Genomic DNA, 18,848 nt, shown 5'->3' with positions numbered 1-18,848 from the left:
GCAAGATCGCCCCGGACGTCCGGTTACGCTCGATGCCATGAAACGCAGTGTGCTGACCCGGTACCGGGTGATGGCCTACGTCACCGCAGTCATGTTGCTGGTGCTCTGCACCTGCATGGTCTTCAAGTACGGCTTCGACACGGGCGAGAGTCTGACGCTCGTCGTCTCCCAGATCCACGGCGTGCTGTACATCATCTACCTGGTCTTCGCCTTCGACCTCGGCTCCAAGGCGAAATGGCCGGTCGGCAAGCTGCTGTGGGTGCTGATCTCCGGCACCATCCCGACCGCCGCGTTCTTCGTCGAGCGCAAGGTCGTCCGCGAGGTCGAGCCGCTGGTCGCCGACGCCTCCCCGGCGACGGCCAAGGCCTGAACCGAGGGGCCGCGGGCCCGGCCCGCGCCCTCCCGAACCGCCCCGTGCCGCGCGCCGGGCGGTTCCCCATCGACATTTACTAGGACGTCCTAGTAAATTCGATGGCATGGACGCTGACGCGATCGAGGAGGGCCGCCGCCGCTGGCAGGCCCGTTACGACAAGGCCCGCAAGCGTGACGCGGACTTCACGACGCTCTCCGGGGACCCGGTCGAGCCCGTCTACGGCCCCCGCCCGGGGGACGCGTACGAGGGATTCGAGCGGATCGGCTGGCCCGGCGAGTACCCGTTCACCCGGGGGCTCCACCCGACCGGCTACCGGGGGCGCACCTGGACGATCCGCCAGTTCGCCGGCTTCGGCAACGCCGAGCAGACCAACGAGCGCTACAAGATGATCCTCGCCGCGGGCGGCGGCGGGCTCAGCGTCGCTTTCGACATGCCGACGCTGATGGGCCGGGACTCCGACGACCCCCGCTCGCTCGGCGAGGTCGGGCACTGCGGGGTGGCCATCGACTCCGCCGCCGACATGGAGGTCCTGTTCCGGGACATCCCGCTCGGCGACGTCACGACGTCCATGACGATCAGCGGCCCCGCCGTCCCCGTCTTCTGCATGTACCTGGTCGCCGCCGAGCGCCAGGGCGTCGACCCGGGCGTGCTCAACGGCACGCTCCAGACCGACATCTTCAAGGAGTACATCGCGCAGAAGGAGTGGCTCTTCCAGCCCGAGCCGCATCTGCGCCTCATCGGGGACCTCATGGAGCACTGCGCCCACGGGATCCCCGCCTACAAGCCGCTCTCCGTCTCCGGCTACCACATCCGCGAGGCCGGGGCGACGGCCGCCCAGGAGCTCGCGTACACCCTCGCGGACGGCTTCGGGTACGTGGAGCTGGGCCTGTCCCGGGGGCTGGACGTCGACACGTTCGCGCCCGGCCTGTCGTTCTTCTTCGACGCGCACGTCGACTTCTTCGAGGAGATCGCCAAGTTCCGCGCGGCCCGCCGGATCTGGGCCCGCTGGATGAGGGAGACCTACGGGGCGAAGACCGACAAGGCGCAGTGGCTCCGCTTCCACACCCAGACCGCCGGCGTCTCGCTCACCGCCCAGCAGCCGTACAACAACGTCGTGCGCACCGCGGTCGAGGCGCTCTCCGCGGTTCTCGGCGGCACCAACTCGCTGCACACCAACGCCCTCGACGAGACCCTCGCGCTCCCCTCCGAGCAGGCCGCCGAGATCGCGCTGCGCACCCAGCAGGTGCTGATGGAGGAGACCGGCGTCGCCAACGTGGCCGACCCGCTGGGCGGTTCCTGGTACGTCGAGCAGCTCACCGACCGCATCGAGGCCGACGCCGAGAAGATCTTCGACCAGATCAAGGAGCGCGGCGCCCGGGCCCACCCCGACGGGCAGCACCCGGTCGGGCCGATCACCTCCGGCATCCTGCGCGGCATCGAGGACGGCTGGTTCACCGGCGAGATCGCCGAGTCCGCCTTCCGCTACCAGCAGGCCCTGGAGAAGGGCGACAAGCGCGTCGTCGGCGTCAACGTCCACCACGGCTCGGTCACCGGCGACCTGGAGATCCTGCGGGTCAGCCACGAGGTCGAGCGCGAGCAGGTCCGGGTGCTCGCCGACCGCAAGGACGCCCGCGACGACGCGCGGGTCGAGGCGGCGCTGGCCGCCATGCTGACCGCCGCGCGCGACGGCTCCAACATGATCGGGCCGATGCTCGACGCGGTGCGCGCCGAGGCGACGCTGGGCGAGATCTGCGGGGCGCTGCGCGACGAGTGGGGCGTCTACACCGAGCCGCCCGGCTTCTGACGGCAGGAGGCCGCGCCCCGCCGCCGGCCCCACGCGGGCCGGGGCGGGGCGCGGCGCTGCGACGGGGCGCTGCGGGCCCGGCTCTCAGACCGAGGCCGCCGCCCCCAGCCCCCCGAGCAGCAGCACGGTGAAGCGGCGGGCCCACTCCGCGTCGATGGGCTCGGCGCTCACCAGGGCCCGGTGCACGACCGCGCCGGCGATCACGTCGAAGACCAGGTCCGCGGTCCTCGTCGCGACGGCCCCGTCCTGCTCGACGGGCAGCTCGCCCCGTTCCTGGGCGCGTCGGCGCCCCTGGAGGACCAGCCGCTTCTGCCGGTCCACGATCGAGTCGCGTATCCGGGCCCGCAGCGCCTCGTCCCGGGTCGACTCCGCCACCACCGCCATCAGCGAGGTCCGGGTCTCCGGCCGTTCCAGCAGCGCGGCGAACTGGAGCACCATCGCCTCCACGTCGGCCGTCAGGCTGCCCAGGTCGGGCAGCTCCAGCTCGTCGAAGAGGACCGCGACGGCGTCCACCACCAGCTCGTTCTTGCCCGCCCACCGCCGGTACAGGGTCGTCTTCGCGACCCCGGCCCGCGTCGCCACATCGCCCATCGTCAGCTTCGACCAGCCGAGGTCGACCAGGGACGCCCGGGTCGCCTCCAGGATCGCCTCGTCGGCGGCGGCGCTGCGCGGACGTCCCGTTCGTGGGGATTCGGGGTGGCTGCGGCTCAGCATGCCGCGACCATACCGGTCAGTAAGGAGAACCGAACGGGCCCCGGCTCCGTGAGACAGATCACCGGAGGCCCCTGTGCGCGAGGGGTGCCGGACAGTTACGCTACGGGTCGTAGCGTAAGGCGGCGGTGTCGCCGGCCTGACGCCGCGACCGAACGACAGCCACAGGCACCGGGTGGGGACCCGGCGCCGAACGGGCCATTCAGGGGCCCACGGACCGCGTCCGGCCGTCCACTCCGCACACCGGCGGGAGCGCGGACGGGTGCGGTTCCCGTATCGCTTTCCGTATCGGCGTGCCGAGGGGGGAGGATGTACGCATGCAGCCTAGGAACATGTCCATGAGCGGCGTCGTCGACCTCGCCGCGGTGAAGGCGGCCGGCGAGGCCAAGGCCAAGGCGGAGCAGGCCCGCGCCGAGGCCGCCCGGCAGGGCGGTGGCGGCGCCGTGCCGCCCTCCGCCCTGGTGATCGACGTCGATGAGGCGGGCTTCGAGCGCGAGGTCCTCCAGCGCTCCACCGAGGTCCCGGTCGTCCTCGACTTCTGGGCCGAGTGGTGCCAGCCGTGCAAGCAGCTGGGGCCGCTGCTGGAGCGGCTGGCCCAGGAGTACAACGGCCGCTTCGTGCTGGCCAAGATCGATGTCGACGCCAACCAGATGCTGATGCAGCAGTTCGGCATCCAGGGCATCCCGGCGGTCTTCGCCGTCGTCGCCGGGCAGGCCCTCCCGCTCTTCCAGGGCGCCGCCCCCGAGGCCCAGATCCGCCAGACGCTGGACCAGCTGATCCAGGTCGGCGAGGAGCGGTTCGGCCTGACGGGCATCGCGGTCGACCAGGACGCCGCCGAGGAGGCCGGCCGGCCCCCGGCCGAGGTCCCCGCCGGTCCGTACGACGCCCTGCTCGAAGCGGCCGTAAGGGCCCTGGACGCCAACGACTTCGCCGGCGCCGTGCAGGCGTACAAGAACGTCCTGGCCGACGATCCGGCCAACACCGAGGCCAAGTTGGGCCTGGCCCAGGCCGAACTCCTCTCCCGCGTCAAGGAGATGGACGCGCAGCAGGTGCGCCGGGACGCCGCCGAGCGTCCGTCCGACGTCGCCGCCCAACTCGCCGCCGCCGACCTGGACTTGGTGGGCGGTCATGTCGAGGACGCCTTCGGGCGGCTGGTCGAGACGGTGCGCCGCACCTTCGGCGACGACCGGGACGCGGCGCGGGTCCGGCTGCTGGAGCTCTTCGAGGTGATCGGCCCCGACGACCCGCGGGTGACCGCCGCGCGCACGGCGCTGGCGCGGGTCTTGTTCTGATGTGACAACCCGGCCGCGACGCCCCGTGGGCGTCGCGGCCGTTTTCGCGATCGGGCGACAAGAGGCGGCCTCCCTTTACCAAATCTTGATAAAGAGGACGCCTGTTACTCGCAGTAAATCGCCCCGGGGGCTCTGCCTTGATATCGCATCAGATGCCCCCTTTGATCCTTCCTCGTGGGGCCACCGTGCGTGCCTGGGTGGTGTCACCCTGTCGCGGCCCGTTCATCGCGCCATTACCAGTGAGTAACGAACCCCTTGTGCGGCGGGCGTGAATGCACCACGATCGGCCACGCTCGGTCCGATGAAGCCAAGCCCGGTTGCCAGCCGGCGCGGTGGCTCCGTCGGGTCCCCACCGAGTGGGCCGGCGGCAGTGACGCCGGCTCCGGACAGGGGGGTTCCTGCCGTCCGGCGGGGCCTGTCCGATCGCGCCGCGCGCCTCGCGCGGCCAGTGGTTGTCGCTCGGGGGTGATCGCCGGTGACTCGGACGCGGTTCCCGCCTCCGTGCGCGGGCGCTCTCCTTACCGAGGACGTAGCACTTCTCCCATCCCAGGACGGGCCCGGCCCGTACCGGAGATGTACGTCCGAGAAGGAGGAAAGAGAATGAGTTCCCAGGTTCGTGGCGGCACGAGATGGAAGCGCTTCGCTCTGGTCATGGTGCCGAGCGTCGCCGCGACCGCCGCCATCGGTGTCGGGCTCGCGCAGGGCGCCCTCGCGGCGTCGTTCAGCGTGTCGGGCCAGGACTTCAAGGTCCGTGCGGGCAGTCTCGTCGGTCACAACTTCGTGCAGTACGGCTCCGTGGCCACGGGGAAGAGCCTTGAGGGCAAGGACGAGGCGCACCCCGTCGCCGTCTCCGGCTTCAGTGACGCCACGATCACCAACATGTGCCAGTCGGTGGTCACGCCGAACCTTCCGTTCGGTCTCGGCAACGTCACACTGCAGCTGAGGGCGGGCACGGACCCGAACAAGCCGGTCGAGGCGACCAACCTGTACCTGGACATCGCCGATCTCAACGCGGACGCCGAGTTCACGAACATCGACATCGGCGTCGCCGCGGGTTCCCTCAAGAACCCGAACAAGCCCGACTCGATCGGCATCCAGCCCCGCACCCAGGCCAATCCGAACGGCTTCGCGCAGCGTGCCGACGTGGCCAAGCTGACCGACGTGAAGCAGAGGGCGTGGGCGACCACCGCGGGCACCTTCAAGCTCAGCAACCTGAGCCTGCGGCTGAAGTCGGGCGTCAAGGAGTGCTACTAAGCACTCGCCCGGGGCGGCCGGGGCGCCCGCGACGGGTCCCCCGGCCGCCCACCCTTTTTCTTCTCACAGCAGTACCGGTTCCAGGGAGCTGTTTTCCATGAGCCCCGAGTCCACAGGGCAGAACGAGCACTTTCTCCGCGTCTTCCGGCGCGAATTCCGCGCCTGGCGGGGTAACCGGCCGTTCTGGGCGGGCCTGTTCACCATGATGGGCGGTCTGCCCATCGCGTACCTCCCGTACGCCAACATGCACCTCGGCAACATCACGCTGGCGATGTCCACGACCGCGGGCGCGGGATCTCTGATCATCGGCGTCCTGCTGGTCACGCTGGGCCTCACCATGTGGTTCCACCACATCGTCAGAGTCTTCGCCGGGGTCGCCACGATCCTGCTGGCGCTGGTCTCCATACCCGTGGCCAACATCGGCGGCTTCGTCATCGGCTTCCTGTTCGCCCTGCTCGGCGGCGCGCTCTCCGTCGCCTGGGCCCCCGGCGAACCGCGGCCCGAGACCCCGGAGGACAGCATGCGCGACGGGGGCTCGGCGGACGCCGGCACGGGGATACGGGAGCCCGGGCCCGACCTCCGCAAGGCGGCGGTGGTGCCCCAGCGGAAGCCGGAACATGACGACGACGAGGCGGCGGCCGAGGCCGACGGCGGGAGGCATCGTGCGGGGTGACGAGACACGGCTGAACTCGGCCGCGGAGGACCGGGACCACCGGACGGGGACCGGACCGCGCCACGCGGCCCCCAGGAAGTCCCTGCTGACGAAGCTGCACATCCCCGCCGGCAAGGCGTTCGCGCTCGCCGCGATGCCGACGGCCGTCTTCGTGGGCATGGGCCTGACGCCCCGGCTCGCGCTGGCCGACGACAAGCCGGACATCCCCTTCGCGCCCGGCCCCTGTGTGACCCGCTCCGACGAGCCGGGCGAGTCGCCGTCCCCGTCCGCCTCGGCGACGGAGTCCCCGTCCCCGTCGCCGTCCGGCGGCGACTCCGGCGGCGAGGACGAGGACCGGGCGCCGAAGCCCTCGACGACCCCGGCGGCGGGCGGCGCGACGCAGCCCGGGGCCAGGGCCGGGGCCGGCGCCGGGCCCACCGCCGGCGCCGAGTCCGGTGCGGCGAACGGGACTTCGGCGGACTCCCCGCAGACCACGCCCGCCGCCCCCACGCCCACGAAGTCGAGGAACCCGCTCGACCCGCTGGGCGTCGGCGACGCGCTCAGGGACCTCTTCGGCATCCCGGACAAGAAGACGGCCGCGCCGACGCCGACGCCGTCCGAGAGCGCGGACTCCCCGGAGCCCGCACGGACCCCGGCCCCCTCGGAGAAGCCCGCCGAGCCGGCCGAGCGGCCCGCCCGCACGGCGGAGAAGCCCGCAGGCGCCGGGACGGAGACCGCCGACGGGACCGCGGCCGCCATCCGCGAGGCCGCGGAGAAGGCCGGCGCGCCCGTCGAGGAGCTCGCCGACGACGTCAAGGGCCTCGACGCCAAGAAGGACGAGGACATCCCGGACGGCGCCAAGCCGCGCTTCCCCTGCCCGACCGCCGACCCGGAGGCCCTGGCCGCGGCCGACCTGGAGACGGGCGTGCCGCTGCTTCCCACCGACCCGTGGATCCTGGACAGCTCGCTGCTCACCCTCAACGGGCTCGACTACAAGGGCATCGTCGAGGTGAAGACGTACGACGGCACCGTGAAGAAGGTGCTGAAGTTCACCGCGAACTCCATCGACATCGGGAACCTCCACCAGAAGACGGTCGGCCCGAACGGCACCACGGCCCACGTCGAGGCGCGCAAGGGCTCGACGTCCACCATCCGCGACGGCAAGGTGACCATGTACACGGAGGAGCTGAAGGGCAATCTCTTCGGCCTCATCCCGGTCACGTTCAGCCCGAAGACCCCGCCGCCGCTGAACGTCCCGTTCGCCTTCTTCACCAAGGTCAAGGTGACCCAGGCCGGCCAGTTCGGCGGAACGCTCACCGTGCCGGGCCTGCACAACTACTTCACCGGCGCCTGACGCGGCCGGGACGGACCCGTTCGGGACACGCGCGAGGCGGTGGCCGCACCCCCCGAGGGGAGCGCGGCCACCGCCTCGCCGCATGCGTTCGCGCGGACCGTACGGGCGGGCCGCCGCGTCAGTCGCGCGATCCGCCGCCCACGTGGTGCACGCGGACCATGTTCGTGGTGCCGGGGATGCCGGGGGGCGAGCCGGCCGTGATGATCATGGTGTCGCCCGCGTTGTAGCGGTCCAGCTTCATCAGCTCCGCGTCGACTAGGTCGACCATCGCGTCCGTGTTGTCCACGTGCGGGACGACGTGGGCCTCGACGCCCCAGCTCAGGGCGAGCTGGTTGCGGGTGGACTCGTCCGTGGTGAAGGCCAGGATCGGCTGGGCCGCGCGGTAGCGGGAGAGGCGGCGGGCCGTGTCGCCGGACTTGGTGAACGCCACCAGCGCCTTGCCGTTCAGGAAGTCCGCGATCTCGCACGCGGCGCGGGCCACCGAACCGCCCTGCGTACGCGGCTTCTTGCCCGGGACCAGCGGCTGCAGGCCCTTGGAGAGCAGCTCGTTCTCGGCGGCGACGACGATCTTCGACATCGTCTTGACCGTCTCGATCGGGTACGCGCCCACGCTGGACTCGGCGGAGAGCATGACCGCGTCCGCGCCGTCCAGGATCGCGTTGGCGACGTCGGACGCCTCGGCGCGGGTCGGACGGGAGTTGGTGATCATCGACTCCATCATCTGGGTCGCCACGATCACCGGCTTGGCGTTCCGCCGGCACAGCTCCACCAGGCGCTTCTGCACCATCGGGACCTTCTCCAGCGGATACTCCACGGCCAGGTCGCCGCGGGCCACCATCACACCGTCGAAGGCCATGACGACCTCCTGCATGTGCTCGACCGCCTGCGGCTTCTCCACCTTGGCGATGACGGGGACCCGGCGGCCCACCTCGTCCATCACCTTGTGGACGTCCTTGATGTCGTCGGCGTCCCGCACGAAGGAGAGCGCCACCAGGTCGCACCCCATCCGCAGCGCGAACCGCAGGTCCTCGACGTCCTTCTCGGACAGCGCCGGGACGTTGACCGCCGCGCCGGGCAGGTTGATGCCCTTGTGGTCGGAGACGACGCCGCCCTCGATGACGATCGTCCTCACCCGGGGGCCCTCGACCGAGACGACCTTCAGCTCGACGTTGCCGTCGTTGATCAGGATCGGGTCGCCCTTGACGACGTCGCCGGGCAGGCCCTTGTACGTCGTGCCGCAGATCGACTTGTCGCCGGGCACGTCCTCCGCGGTGATGGTGAACTCGTCGCCCCGGACCAGCTCGACGGGGCCCTCGGCGAACTTCGCCAGACGGATCTTCGGTCCCTGGAGGTCGGCGAGCACGCCGACCGCGCGGCCGGTCTCGGCGGCGGCCCTGCGGACCCGGTCGTACCGGCCCTGGTGCTCCTCGTGGCTGCCGTGGCTGAAGTTGAAACGGGCCACGCTCATGCCGGCCTCGATCAGAGCGACGAGCTGCTCGTGCGAGTCGACGGCGGGGCCGAGCGTACAGACGATTTTCGAACGGCGCATGAGGCGGATCCTATCGGTTTGTTCAGCAGCGGAATATTCCGTCTGGCGGAAGGTACAAAGGGGCGCGGGGTCGCTCAGTTGTGGCCCCGTCCGACGAGCGCGAAGGTCTGGACGGCTATCTCCAGCTCCTCGTCCGTCGGCACCACGGCGACCGCCACCCGCGCGCCGTCCGGCGAGATCAGCCGCGCCGCGCCGGACCGCACGGCGTTCAGATCCGCGTCCACCGCCAGGCCGAACCCCTCCAGTCCGGCGATCGCAGCCTCCCGCACCGGCGCCGAGTTCTCCCCGACCCCCGCCGTGAACGCCACCGCGTCCACCCGGCCGAGGACCGCCGAATAGGCGCCGATGTACTTCTTCAGCCGGTGCACATAGACGTCGAACGCCAGCGCCGCGCGTTCGTCGCCCTCGTCGACCCGGCGCCGGATCTCCCGCATGTCGTTGTCGCCGCACAGCCCGACCAGACCGCTCCGCTTGTTGAGCAGGTCGTCGATCTCGTCCGTCGACATCCCCGCCACCCGCTTCAGGTGGAAGGTGACGGCCGGGTCGACGTCGCCGGAACGCGTGCCCATCACCAGCCCCTCCAGCGGGGTCAGGCCCATCGAGGTCTCCACGCACCGGCCGCCCGCCACCGCCGAGGCCGAGGCGCCGTTGCCCAGGTGCAGCACGATGACGTTGACCTCCTCGGGGGTGCGCCCCAGCAGCTCGGCGGTCCTGCGCGAGACGTACGCGTGCGAGGTGCCGTGGAAGCCGTAGCGCCGGATGCGGTGCGCGTCGGCGGTCTCCCTGTCGATCGCGTACCGCGCCGCGTACTCCGGCATCGTCGTGTGGAAGGCCGTGTCGAACACCGCCACCTGCGGCAGGTCCGGGCGCAGCGCCTGCGCGGTGCGGATGCCGAGGAGGTTCGCCGGGTTGTGCAGCGGGGCCACCGGGACCAGGCGCTCGATCTCCTCCAGCACCTCGTCGTCGACCACCACCGGCTCGGTGAACCGCAGCCCGCCGTGCACCACCCGGTGGCCGATCGCGGCCAGCTCGGGGGAGTCCAGGCCCAGCCCGTCGGCCGCCAGCTCCTCGGCCGCCGCCTTCAGCGCGGCCTCGTGGTCGGGGATCGGCCCGGTGCGCTCCCGCCGTTCGCCGCCGCCCGCCAGCGGGGTGTGCACCAGCCGGGACGTCTCCTCGCCGATCCGCTCGACCAGCCCGGCCGCCAGCCGGGAGTGGTCGCTCATGTCCAGCAGCTGGTACTTCACCGACGAGGAGCCGGAGTTGAGGACGAGTACGCGATGTGCCGCCATGGTCGGGGAGCCCTCCGGGACCGGGATCGGGGTGGTCATGCGGTGCGCTCCTTGGCCTGCGCCTGGATCGCGGTGATGGCCACGGTGTTGACGATGTCCTGGACGAGCGCGCCCCGGGACAGGTCGTTGACGGGCTTCCGCAGCCCCTGGAGCACCGGCCCGACGGCGACCGCGCCCGCCGAGCGCTGCACCGCCTTGTAGGTGTTGTTGCCGGTGTTCAGGTCCGGGAAGATCAATACGGTGGCCCGCCCCGCCACCTCGGATCCGGGCAGCTTGGTCGCGGCGACGCCCGGGTCCACCGCGGCGTCGTACTGGATGGGCCCCTCGATCAGGAGGTCCGGCCGGCTCGCCCGGACCAGGTCCGTCGCCTCGCGCACCTTGTCGACGTCGGCGCCCGACCCCGAGGTGCCGGTCGAGTACGACAGCATCGCGATCCGCGGCTCCACGCCGAAGCGGGCGGCGGTGGCGGCCGACTGCACCGCGATGTCCGCGAGCTGCCGCGCGTCCGGGTCCGGGTTGACCGCGCAGTCGCCGTACACCAGGACCTTGTCGGCCAGGCACATGAAGAAGACGGAGGAGACGATCGAGGCGCCGGGCCCGTTCGTCCCGTCGCCGGTCTCCGCGGGCCTGGTCTTGATGATCTCGAACGCGGGGCGGATCGTCGCGGCGGTGGAGTGCACGGACCCGGAGACCATGCCGTCCGCGAGCCCCGACTCGACCATCAGGGTCCCGAAGTAGTTGGCGTCGGCGACCACGTCGTACGCCAGCTCCGCCGTGACGCCGCGGTGCGCGCGCAGCTGCGCGTACCGCTCGGCGAACGTCAGGCGCAGCTCGGAGGACTGCGGGTCGATGATCTGCGTGTCGGCGAGGACGATGCCCAGGTCGGCGGCCTTCTTGCGGATGACGTCGGGCTCGCCGAGGAGCGTGAGGTCGCAGACGTCGCGGCGCAGCAGCACGTCGGCGGCGCGCAGCACCCGTTCCTCGGAGCCCTCCGGCAGGACCACCCGGCGCCGGTCGGCGCGCGCCTGCTCCAGCAGCTCGTGCTCGAACATCATCGGGGTGACCCGCCCGCTGCGGGCCACCGAGATCCGCTCCAGCAGCGCCGCGGTGTCCACATGGCGCTCGAAGAGGCCCAGCGCGGTCTCCGCCTTGCGGGGCGTCGCCGCGTTCAGCTTGCCCTCCATCGCGAAGAGTTCGTACGCGGTGGGGAAGGAGCCGCCCGCCACGGAGACCACCGGGGTGCCCGGCGCGAGGCGCTCGGCCAGGGTGAGTATCTCCGGGCCGGGGCGTTCGTCCAGGGTGAGCAGCACCCCGGCGATGGGCGGCGTTCCCGCGCTGTGCGCGGCCAGCGAGCCGACCACCAGGTCCGCCCGGTCCCCGGGCGTGACCACCAGACAGCCCGGCGTCAGCGCCTTCAGCAGGTTCGGCAGCATCGCGCCGCCGAAGACGAAGTCCAGCGCGTCCCGGGCCAGTCCGGAATCGTCGCCGAGCAGCACCGTGCCGCCGAGCGCCGCGGTGATCTGGGCCACCGTCGGGGCGGAGAGCGCGGCGTCGTCCGGCAGCACCGAGCAGGGGACGGGCAGCTGGGACGCCAGCCGCTCCGCGAGGGCGTCGCGGTCCCCGGCCGCCACCCGGTTCACGATCATCGCGGCGACGTCGCAGCCCAGCCCGGCATAGGCGCGGTACGCGTTGCGGGCCTCGGCGCGCACCGACTGCGCCGTCTGGCCCCGGCCGCCGACCACCGCGATCACCGGGGCGCCGAACTCGTTGGCGAGCCGGGCGTTGAGCGCCAGCTCGTCGGGGAGCTGGGTGGCGGCGAAGTCGGTGCCGAGGACCAGGACCACCTCGTACTCCTGGGCGACCTGGTGGAAGCGGTCGACGAGCCGGGAGACGAGTTCGTCGGTACCCTGCTCGGCCTGGAGGGCGGACGCCTCCTCGTAGTCGAGGCCGTAGACGGAGGCGGGGTCCTGGGAGAGCCGGTAGCGGGCCCGCAGCAGCTCGAACAGCCGGTCCGGCCCGTCGTGGACGAGCGGTCGGAACACCCCGACCCGGTCCACCTGACGCGTCAGGAGCTCCATGACTCCCAGATCGACGACCTGGCGGCCGTCTCCCCGGTCGATCCCGGTCACGTACACGCTGCGCGTCACGCGTGCTCTCCCGTCCATATTTGCGGTTTGGGACGTATCGCCACGTTGACGATACCCATGGCGTCCGAGGCGCCGCCCGCCGGGCACGGCCCCCGTGTCCACGGCCGCCGGGACCCCGCCCGCCCCGCCGCCGGACCCCGTCCCCCACGCGGCGGACCACCCGCGCGGGTGTCACCTGAACGGGCGAGACCACGAGGTCTGGACCACGTGGGACAATCGTCATGGTTCACGGTACGGGGGATCTTGTCCTCGCCCCCGTGGCGCACGGCACCAGCGAGGCAGGAGACACAGGACGATGCGCATCGGAGTTCTCACCGCAGGCGGCGACTGTCCGGGTCTGAACGCGGTGATCCGCTCGGTCGTGCACCGTGCGGTGGTGGGGCACGGTGACGAGGTCATCGGCTTCGAGGACGGCTTCAAGGGCCTGCTCGACGGCCACTTCCGCCCTCTCGATCTGAACGCGGTCAGCGGCATCCTCGCCCGCGGCGGGACCATACTGGGCTCGGCCCGTCTGGAGCGCGCCCGGCTGCGCGAGGCCGCCGAGAACTGCGCGGAGCTGAGCCGCCGCTACGGCATGGACGCGCTCATCCCGATCGGCGGCGAGGGCACCCTCACGGCCGCGCGGATGCTGTCGGACGCCGGGATGCCCGTCGTCGGCGTCCCCAAGACCATCGACAACGACATCTCCGCCACGGACCGCACCTTCGGGTTCGACACGGCGGTGGGGGTCGCCACCGAGGCCATAGACCGTCTCAAGACCACCGCCGAGTCGCACCAGCGCGTCATGGTCGTCGAGGTCATGGGCCGGCACGCCGGCTGGATCGCGCTGGAGTCCGGAATGGCGGGCGGCGCGCACGGCATCTGCCTGCCGGAGCGCCGCTTCGAGGTCGACGACCTGGTCAAGATGGTCGAGGCGCGGTTCGCGCGCGGCAAGAAGTTCGCGGTGATCTGCGTCGCCGAGGGCGCCCACCCGGCGGAGGGCTCCATGCCGTACGCCAAGGGCGAGATCGACCAGTACGGCCACGAGCGCTTCCAGGGCATCGGCAACCGCCTGGCCATCGAGCTGGAGACCCGGCTGGGCAAGGAGGCCCGGCCGGTCATCCTCGGCCATGTGCAGCGCGGCGGCACGCCGACCGCGTACGACCGGGTGCTCGCCACCCGCTTCGGCTGGCACGCGGTGGAGGCCGCGCACCGCGGCGACTTCGGCCGGATGACGGCGCTGCGCGGCAACGACATCCGGATGGTTCCGCTCGCGGACGCCATAACGCAGCTCAAGACGGTCCCCGAGGACCGGATGGACGAGGCCGAGTCGGTCTACTGAGGCCTGCCAGGTCCGTCGAGCCCGCTGAGGCCCGCCGAGGTCTGCCGAGGCCTGCCGAGCCCGGTCCTGTCGGGGGGAGGGCACGGCGGTGTCGCGGGCGGTGCGCCCAAGGGGCGGGGCGGGGCCGGCGCCGTCGGCGCTCGTCGTCGGGGCTTCGTCCTCAGTGCTTCCGGGAGACCCACCGGTAGTACAGCTCCGGCCGCCCGACCTGGCCGTACTGCGGGCTGCGCGCCGCGCGTCCCACCGTCACCAGGTGCTCCAGATAGCGGCGGGCGGTGATCCGCGAGATGCCCAGCTCGGCCCCGGCGGCCGCCGCCGTCACCCCGTCCGAGGCGCGCAGCACGCGGGTGACGGCCTCCAGCGTCGGGGCGCTCAGGCCCTTGGGGAGCCGGTTCGGCTGCGGGGCGCGCAGCACCCCGAGCGCGCGGTCCACCTCTTCCTGGCCGCTCGCCTCCCCGGCCGCCGCCCGGAACTCGGCGTAGCGCACCAGCCGGTCGCGCAGGGTGGCGAAGGTGAACGGCTTCAGCACGTACTGCACCACGCCGAGGGACACCCCTTCCCGGACCACCGACAGATCACGGGCCGAGGTCACGGCGATGACGTCCGCCGAGTGCCCGGCCGCGCGCAGCGAACGCAGCAGTTGCAGGCCGTGCCCGTCGGGGAGGTACAGGTCCAGCAGCAGCAGGTCGACGGGGGTGCGTTCCAGCGCCCGTACGGCCTCCGCGCGCGAGTGCGCGGCCGCGACCACGGTGAAGCCGGGGACCCGGCCCACGTACAGCTGATGGGCGTCCGCGGCGACGGGGTCGTCCTCGACGACCAGGACCCGGATCACGCGACGACCTCCCCGGCGGTGTGCTTCGCGCCGTCGCCGGCCGCCCACGGCAGCCGGACCGTGAAGCGGGCGCCGCCCTCCGGGCCGTGGTCCAGCTCCACCGTCCCGCCGTTGCGGCGCACCGCCTGCCGGACCAGGGCCAGGCCGATCCCGCGGCCCGCGCCGCGCGTGCTCCAGCCCCGGTCGAAGACGGCGGCGGCGTCGTCCGGGCCGATGCCCGCCCCGGTGTCGGCGACCCGGAGCAGCAGCGCGTCCTCCCCGGCGAGGGCGGTGACGGTGACCCTGGCCCGCCCGGCCCGGCCCGGTTCCGTGCCGTACGGGCCCGACGCGTCCGGGCCGGGTACGTCGGCGGGGCGCCCCTGGGCCTCGCCACGAGGACCGGGCACGGAGGAGCCCGCCGGGCCCGTATCGCCCGGGCCGGGTACATCGGCGGGGCGCCCCGGGCCCGTGCCGTCCGGGCCGGGTGCGCCGACGGGCACGGTGCCGGTCGCCGCCTCCGACGCCGCGTCCACCGCGTTGTCGATCAGGTTGCCGAGGATCGTCACCAGGTCCCGGTGCGGCAGCGTCGCGGGCAGGTCGCCGTCGTCGATCAGGCTGTCCTGCGTGAGCGTCAGCTCCACCCCGCGCTCGTTGGCCTGCGCCGCCTTGCCCAGCAGCAACGCCGCCAGCACCGGTTCGCCGACCGCGCCCACCACCCGGTCGGTGAGCGTCTGGGCCAGCTCCAGTTCGGCGGTGGCGAAGCCGACCGCCTCCTCGGCCCGGCCCAGCTCGATCAGGGAGACGACGGTGTGCAGCCGGTTCGCCGCCTCGTGCGCCTGCGAGCGCAGGGCCTGGGTGAACCCTCGCTCGGAGTCCAACTCCCCGGTGAGCGCCTGGAGTTCGGTGTGGTCGCGGAGCGTCACGACGGTGCCGCGCCGCTCGCCGCCCACCACCGGGCGGGTGTTGACCACGACCACCCGGTCCGCCGTCAGATGCAGCTCGTCGACCCGCTCCTCGGAGGCCAGCAGCGCCCCGGTCAGCGGCGCCGGAAGCGCCAGCTCGGCGACCCGGCGGCCCAACGCGTCCGGTCCCAGCCCCAGCAGTTCCCGGCCCGCGTCGTTGATCAGCGCGATCCGGCGCTGCCCGTCGAGCATCAGCAGCCCCTCGCGCACCGCGTGCAGCGTCGCCTGGTGGTAGTCGTGCAGCCGGCTCAGCTCCGCGGCGTTCATGCCGTGGGTGTGCCGCCGGAGCCGGGCGTTGATCACATACGTGCCGAGGCCGCCGAGCACCAGCGCCCCGCCCGCGGCCAGCCCCAGCGCCCTCAGCTGCTCCCGCACCTGCGAGGACACCCGGTCGACCGTGATGCCCGCGCTGACCAGGCCGGTGATTTCGCCGCCGTCCCGGATCGGAGTGACGACCCGGATCGACGGCCCGAGGGTGCCGGCGTAGGTCTCGGTGAACGTCTCGCCGCGCAGCGCCCGCGCGGTGTGGCCGAGGAACGGCTCCCCGATCCGGCCGGCGTCCGGATGCGTCCAGCGGATCCGCCCGGGCGACATGATGGTGACGAAGGCGATCCCGGTCTCCCTGCGGACCTTCTCCGCGTACGGCTGGAGCACGGCGGACGGGTCCGCGGCGCGGGTCGCCTCCCGCACGGACGGCGCGGCCGCGATCGCCAACGCCGCCGTCCTGACCTGTCGGGTCGCGGTCTCCTGCGCCTGCGCCCGGCCGGAGGCGTACGCGAAGAACGCGCACCCGGTCACCACCGCCGCCACCAGCACCACCTGCATGGCGAAGAGCTGGCCGGCCAGGCTGCGCGGACGGGTACGGGGGAGACGCATGTCCCCCAGTCTGCCTGGCCGCAAACATGTGAACGAAATGCACGTAACCGTGACCGCCCTCACACGGAGCGAGATATTCACCGAGGGTTTCTCCGGCCCCGATCCGCCGGACGACCCTTGCGCCCCCAGGGACGGGGGAGCGACCCGGACGAGCCGAGGAGAACCCCGTGAGCGTGGCAGCCGCCAGGCGGGACCGTACGCACTATCTGTATCTGGCCGTGATCGCAGCCGTGGGCCTCGGCATCCTGGTGGGCTTCGCGGCCCCCGGCGTCGCCGTCGAGCTCAAGCCGATCGGCACCGGCTTCGTCAACCTCATCAAGATGATGATCTCGCCCATCATCTTCTGCACGATCGTGCTGGGCGTCGGATCGGTCCGCAAGGCCGCCAAGGTCGGCGCGGTCGGCGGACTCGCCCTCGGCTACTTCTTGGCCATGTCGACGGTCGCGCTCGCCATCGGGCTGCTCGTCGGCAACTTCCTGGAGCCCGGCCAGGGCCTCCACCTCACCGAGGCGGCGCGCGCCGCGGGCGAGAAGCAGGCGGCGGGCGCGAGCGAGTCCACGGCGGACTTCCTGCTCGGCATCATCCCGACCACGATCGTCTCCGCGTTCACCCAGGGCGAGGTGCTCCAGACCCTGTTGGTCGCCCTGCTCGCGGGCTTCGCGCTCCAGGCCATGGGACCGGCCGGCGAACCGGTGCTGCGCGGCATCGGCCACATCCAGCGCCTGGTCTTCCGCATCCTCGCCATGATCATGTGGGCGGCCCCGGTCGGCGCCTTCGGCGCGATGGCCGCCGTGGTCGGCGAGACCGGCGTCGACGCGCTGAAGTCCCTCGCCATCATCATGATCGGCTTCTACGTCACCTGCGCGCTCTTCGTCTTCGTGGTGCTCGGCACGATCCTCCGGCTGGTCGCCGGGGTGAACCTGGTCGCCCTGTTGAAGTACCTGGGCCGCGAGTTCCTGCTGATCCTCTCCACCTCCTCCTCGGAGTCCGCGCTGCCGCGGCTCATCGCGAAGATGGAGCACCTGGGCGTCAGCCGGCCGGTCGTCGGCATCACCGTGCCGACGGGGTACTCCTTCAACCTTGACGGCACCGCGATCTACCTCACGATGTCCTCGCTCTTCATCGCCAACGCGATGGGCGACCCGCTGAGCTTCGGCGAGCAGGTCTCCCTGCTGCTCTTCATGATCGTCGCCTCGAAGGGCGCGGCCGGGGTCACCGGCGCGGGCCTCGCCACCCTCGCGGGCGGCCTCCAGTCGCACCGGCCCGGACTGGTCGACGGCGTCGGGCTCATCGTCGGCATCGACCGCTTCATGAGCGAGGCCCGCGCCCTGACGAACTTCGCGGGCAACGCGGTCGCCACCGTCCTGGTCGGCACCTGGACCAAGGAGATCGACAAGGAGCGGGTGGACCTGGTCCTGTCCGGGGCGCTCCCGTGGAACGACGCGATGCTCAGCCAGGAGGACGGTCACGACGGCGACGCGGACGCCGTTCCGGGGCCGCGCGGCGACCGGGAGCCCGCCGCGGCGAAGGCGTAGCCGCACCGGAAGCACACGGAGCACACCGGCGAGGGGCCGTCGCGGACACACATCCGCGACGGCCCCTCGCGCTTGCCCTGACGTCCGCGTCAACGTCTACGGTCGAGGACATGCGCATAGGGGAGCTGGCCGAACGGGCCGGGACGACCACCAGGGCTCTGCGGTACTACGAGTCACGCGGACTGCTGCCCGCGCGGCGCGCCGAGAACGGGTACCGCGCGTACGACGAGGACGACCTGCGGCTCGTCCAGCAGATCCGGACCCTCCAGGACTTCGGGTTCGAACTGGAGGAGACCCGCCCGTTCGTCGAGTGCCTGCGCGCCGGACACCCGGCGGGCGACGCCTGCCCCGCCTCGCTCGCCGTCTACCGGCGCAAGCTCGGGGAGCTCGACGCGCTCATCGCACAGCTCCGGGCCGTGCGCACCGAGGTCGGCGCGCAGCTCGCCCGGGCCGAGCTGGAGGCCGGGGCGAAGCTCCCCGGCGGACCGGAACCACGTTGTGAACTGGGAGGATGAGAGATGATTCATGCCGAGGGCGTGCCCGGGATCACCGACGCCACCTTCGACGCGGAGGTCCTGGCGGCCGACCTCCCCGTACTGGTCGAGTTCACCGCCGACTGGTGCGGTCCCTGCCGTCAGCTGGCCCCGGTGCTCGCCGCCGTCGCCGCCGAGGAGACCGGACGCCTCAAGGTGGTCCAGATCGACGTCGACCGCAACCCGGGCGTCGCCGGCCGGTACGCGGTGCTGTCGATGCCGACCCTGATGGTGTTCCGGTCCGGTGAGCCGGTGAAGTCGATGGTCGGCGCCCGGCCGAAGCGCCGGCTGCTCCAGGAACTGGAGGACGTGCTCGCGTACGAGGCGGCGTGAACGCGGGGCGTGGGGGGGGGGGCCCCCCGGCCCCCGCGCCCCCCACGGCCGC

The 18,848-nt window shown here is 72.3% G+C and carries 16 protein-coding genes; 10 read left to right on the top strand and 6 right to left on the bottom strand.

Going from position 1 to position 18,848, the window contains the following annotated elements:
* Positions 1 to 37: 37 nt before the first annotated feature.
* Positions 38 to 370 (top strand): DUF3817 domain-containing protein, encoded by a 333-nt coding sequence (locus WA762_RS12410; RefSeq protein WP_335935591.1) that lies wholly within the window; start codon positions 38 to 40, stop codon positions 368 to 370.
* A gap of 106 nt (positions 371 to 476) precedes the next feature.
* Complete coding sequence (locus tag WA762_RS12405; RefSeq protein WP_335935590.1) at positions 477 to 2,177, top strand: acyl-CoA mutase large subunit family protein; 1,701 nt, start codon at positions 477 to 479, stop codon at positions 2,175 to 2,177.
* Between the two features lie 84 nt (positions 2,178 to 2,261).
* Here the strand turns inward: WA762_RS12405 and WA762_RS12400 are convergent, their stop codons facing one another.
* On the bottom strand, positions 2,262 to 2,891 hold the full coding sequence (locus WA762_RS12400) for a TetR/AcrR family transcriptional regulator (protein WP_335935589.1): 630 nt from the start codon (positions 2,889 to 2,891) through the stop codon (positions 2,262 to 2,264).
* 314 nt (positions 2,892 to 3,205) lie between these two features.
* Here WA762_RS12400 and WA762_RS12395 point away from each other — a divergent pair, with 314 nt between their 5' ends.
* The 4 genes from WA762_RS12395 to WA762_RS12380 all read left to right on the top strand — a co-directional run bounded on the left by WA762_RS12395 (position 3,206) and on the right by WA762_RS12380 (position 7,440).
* On the top strand, positions 3,206 to 4,180 hold the full coding sequence (locus WA762_RS12395; RefSeq protein WP_335935588.1) for a tetratricopeptide repeat protein: 975 nt from the start codon (positions 3,206 to 3,208) through the stop codon (positions 4,178 to 4,180).
* Positions 4,181 to 4,780: 600 nt separating this feature from the next.
* Positions 4,781 to 5,434 (top strand): DUF6230 family protein, encoded by a 654-nt coding sequence (locus WA762_RS12390; RefSeq protein ID WP_335935587.1) that lies wholly within the window; start codon positions 4,781 to 4,783, stop codon positions 5,432 to 5,434.
* 97 nt (positions 5,435 to 5,531) lie between these two features.
* A complete protein-coding gene (locus WA762_RS12385) occupies positions 5,532 to 6,107 on the top strand; it encodes a DUF6114 domain-containing protein (protein WP_335935586.1) in 576 nt (191 codons plus the stop codon).
* Positions 6,097 to 7,440, top strand: coding sequence for a hypothetical protein (locus tag WA762_RS12380; protein ID WP_335935585.1), 1,344 nt, complete (start codon positions 6,097 to 6,099; stop codon positions 7,438 to 7,440). The genes WA762_RS12385 and WA762_RS12380 overlap by 11 nt, the downstream gene beginning before the upstream one ends.
* A gap of 118 nt (positions 7,441 to 7,558) precedes the next feature.
* On the opposite strand, the gene pyk is transcribed toward WA762_RS12380, so the two are convergent.
* From pyk to pta, 3 genes are all read right to left on the bottom strand, one after another.
* Positions 7,559 to 8,989, bottom strand: a complete 1,431-nt coding sequence (pyk, locus tag WA762_RS12375) for a pyruvate kinase (RefSeq protein WP_335935584.1) — start codon at positions 8,987 to 8,989, stop codon at positions 7,559 to 7,561.
* Positions 8,990 to 9,063: 74 nt separating this feature from the next.
* Positions 9,064 to 10,278 carry an acetate kinase gene (locus tag WA762_RS12370; protein ID WP_335935714.1) on the bottom strand — a complete coding sequence of 405 codons (1,215 nt, stop codon included), beginning with the start codon at positions 10,276 to 10,278 and terminating at the stop codon, positions 9,064 to 9,066.
* Between the two features lie 35 nt (positions 10,279 to 10,313).
* Positions 10,314 to 12,425, bottom strand: coding sequence for a phosphate acetyltransferase (gene pta, locus WA762_RS12365; protein WP_335935583.1), 2,112 nt, complete (start codon positions 12,423 to 12,425; stop codon positions 10,314 to 10,316).
* Positions 12,426 to 12,720: 295 nt separating this feature from the next.
* Between pta and WA762_RS12360 the strand changes: the two genes are divergently transcribed.
* Entirely contained in the window at positions 12,721 to 13,746 is a 1,026-nt protein-coding gene (locus tag WA762_RS12360) for an ATP-dependent 6-phosphofructokinase (RefSeq protein WP_335935582.1), read from the top strand.
* A 160-nt stretch (positions 13,747 to 13,906) separates the two neighbouring features.
* Here WA762_RS12360 and WA762_RS12355 read toward each other — a convergent pair whose 3' ends face one another.
* A complete protein-coding gene (locus WA762_RS12355; protein WP_335935581.1) occupies positions 13,907 to 14,578 on the bottom strand; it encodes a response regulator in 672 nt (223 codons plus the stop codon).
* The gene (locus tag WA762_RS12350; RefSeq protein ID WP_335935580.1) at positions 14,575 to 16,395 is read right to left on the bottom strand and encodes a sensor histidine kinase; all 1,821 of its coding nucleotides are present in this window, start codon (positions 16,393 to 16,395) and stop codon (positions 14,575 to 14,577) included. The genes WA762_RS12355 and WA762_RS12350 overlap by 4 nt, the downstream gene beginning before the upstream one ends.
* 167 nt (positions 16,396 to 16,562) lie before the next feature.
* Between WA762_RS12350 and WA762_RS12345 the strand changes: the two genes are divergently transcribed.
* The 3 genes from WA762_RS12345 to trxA all read left to right on the top strand — a co-directional run bounded on the left by WA762_RS12345 (position 16,563) and on the right by trxA (position 18,796).
* A complete protein-coding gene (locus WA762_RS12345; protein ID WP_335935579.1) occupies positions 16,563 to 17,930 on the top strand; it encodes a cation:dicarboxylate symporter family transporter in 1,368 nt (455 codons plus the stop codon).
* A 110-nt stretch (positions 17,931 to 18,040) separates the two neighbouring features.
* On the top strand, positions 18,041 to 18,445 hold the full coding sequence (locus tag WA762_RS12340; protein ID WP_335935578.1) for a MerR family transcriptional regulator: 405 nt from the start codon (positions 18,041 to 18,043) through the stop codon (positions 18,443 to 18,445).
* A gap of 3 nt (positions 18,446 to 18,448) precedes the next feature.
* Entirely contained in the window at positions 18,449 to 18,796 is a 348-nt protein-coding gene (gene trxA / locus WA762_RS12335) for a thioredoxin (RefSeq protein ID WP_335935577.1), read from the top strand.
* The last annotated feature ends 52 nt before the right edge of the window (positions 18,797 to 18,848 follow it).

Origin of the sequence: Streptomyces tyrfis (genome assembly GCF_037034285.1) — a bacterium.
In the GTDB taxonomy this organism is placed as follows: Bacteria; Actinomycetota; Actinomycetes; order Streptomycetales; family Streptomycetaceae; genus Streptomyces.
Note: the sequence above shows the minus strand (reverse complement) of the source record. Positions and strands in the feature narration are given on the sequence as shown.

What these genes read in the sequence shown, in the direction of transcription:
- WA762_RS12410 (WP_335935591.1), top strand. Translation starts at nt 38, where the DNA reads ATGAAACGCAGTGTGCTGACCCGGTACCGGGTGATGGCCTACGTCACC.
- WA762_RS12405 (WP_335935590.1), top strand. Translation starts at nt 477, where the DNA reads ATGGACGCTGACGCGATCGAGGAGGGCCGCCGCCGCTGGCAGGCCCGT.
- WA762_RS12400 (WP_335935589.1), bottom strand. Translation starts at nt 2,891, where the DNA reads ATGCTGAGCCGCAGCCACCCCGAATCCCCACGAACGGGACGTCCGCGC.
- WA762_RS12395 (WP_335935588.1), top strand. Translation starts at nt 3,206, where the DNA reads ATGCAGCCTAGGAACATGTCCATGAGCGGCGTCGTCGACCTCGCCGCG.
- WA762_RS12390 (WP_335935587.1), top strand. Translation starts at nt 4,781, where the DNA reads ATGAGTTCCCAGGTTCGTGGCGGCACGAGATGGAAGCGCTTCGCTCTG.
- WA762_RS12385 (WP_335935586.1), top strand. Translation starts at nt 5,532, where the DNA reads ATGAGCCCCGAGTCCACAGGGCAGAACGAGCACTTTCTCCGCGTCTTC.
- pyk (WP_335935584.1), bottom strand. Translation starts at nt 8,989, where the DNA reads ATGCGCCGTTCGAAAATCGTCTGTACGCTCGGCCCCGCCGTCGACTCG.
- WA762_RS12370 (WP_335935714.1), bottom strand. Translation starts at nt 10,278, where the DNA reads ATGGCGGCACATCGCGTACTCGTCCTCAACTCCGGCTCCTCGTCGGTG.
- WA762_RS12360 (WP_335935582.1), top strand. Translation starts at nt 12,721, where the DNA reads ATGCGCATCGGAGTTCTCACCGCAGGCGGCGACTGTCCGGGTCTGAAC.
- WA762_RS12350 (WP_335935580.1), bottom strand. Translation starts at nt 16,395, where the DNA reads ATGCGTCTCCCCCGTACCCGTCCGCGCAGCCTGGCCGGCCAGCTCTTC.
- WA762_RS12340 (WP_335935578.1), top strand. Translation starts at nt 18,041, where the DNA reads ATGCGCATAGGGGAGCTGGCCGAACGGGCCGGGACGACCACCAGGGCT.
- trxA (WP_335935577.1), top strand. Translation starts at nt 18,449, where the DNA reads ATGATTCATGCCGAGGGCGTGCCCGGGATCACCGACGCCACCTTCGAC.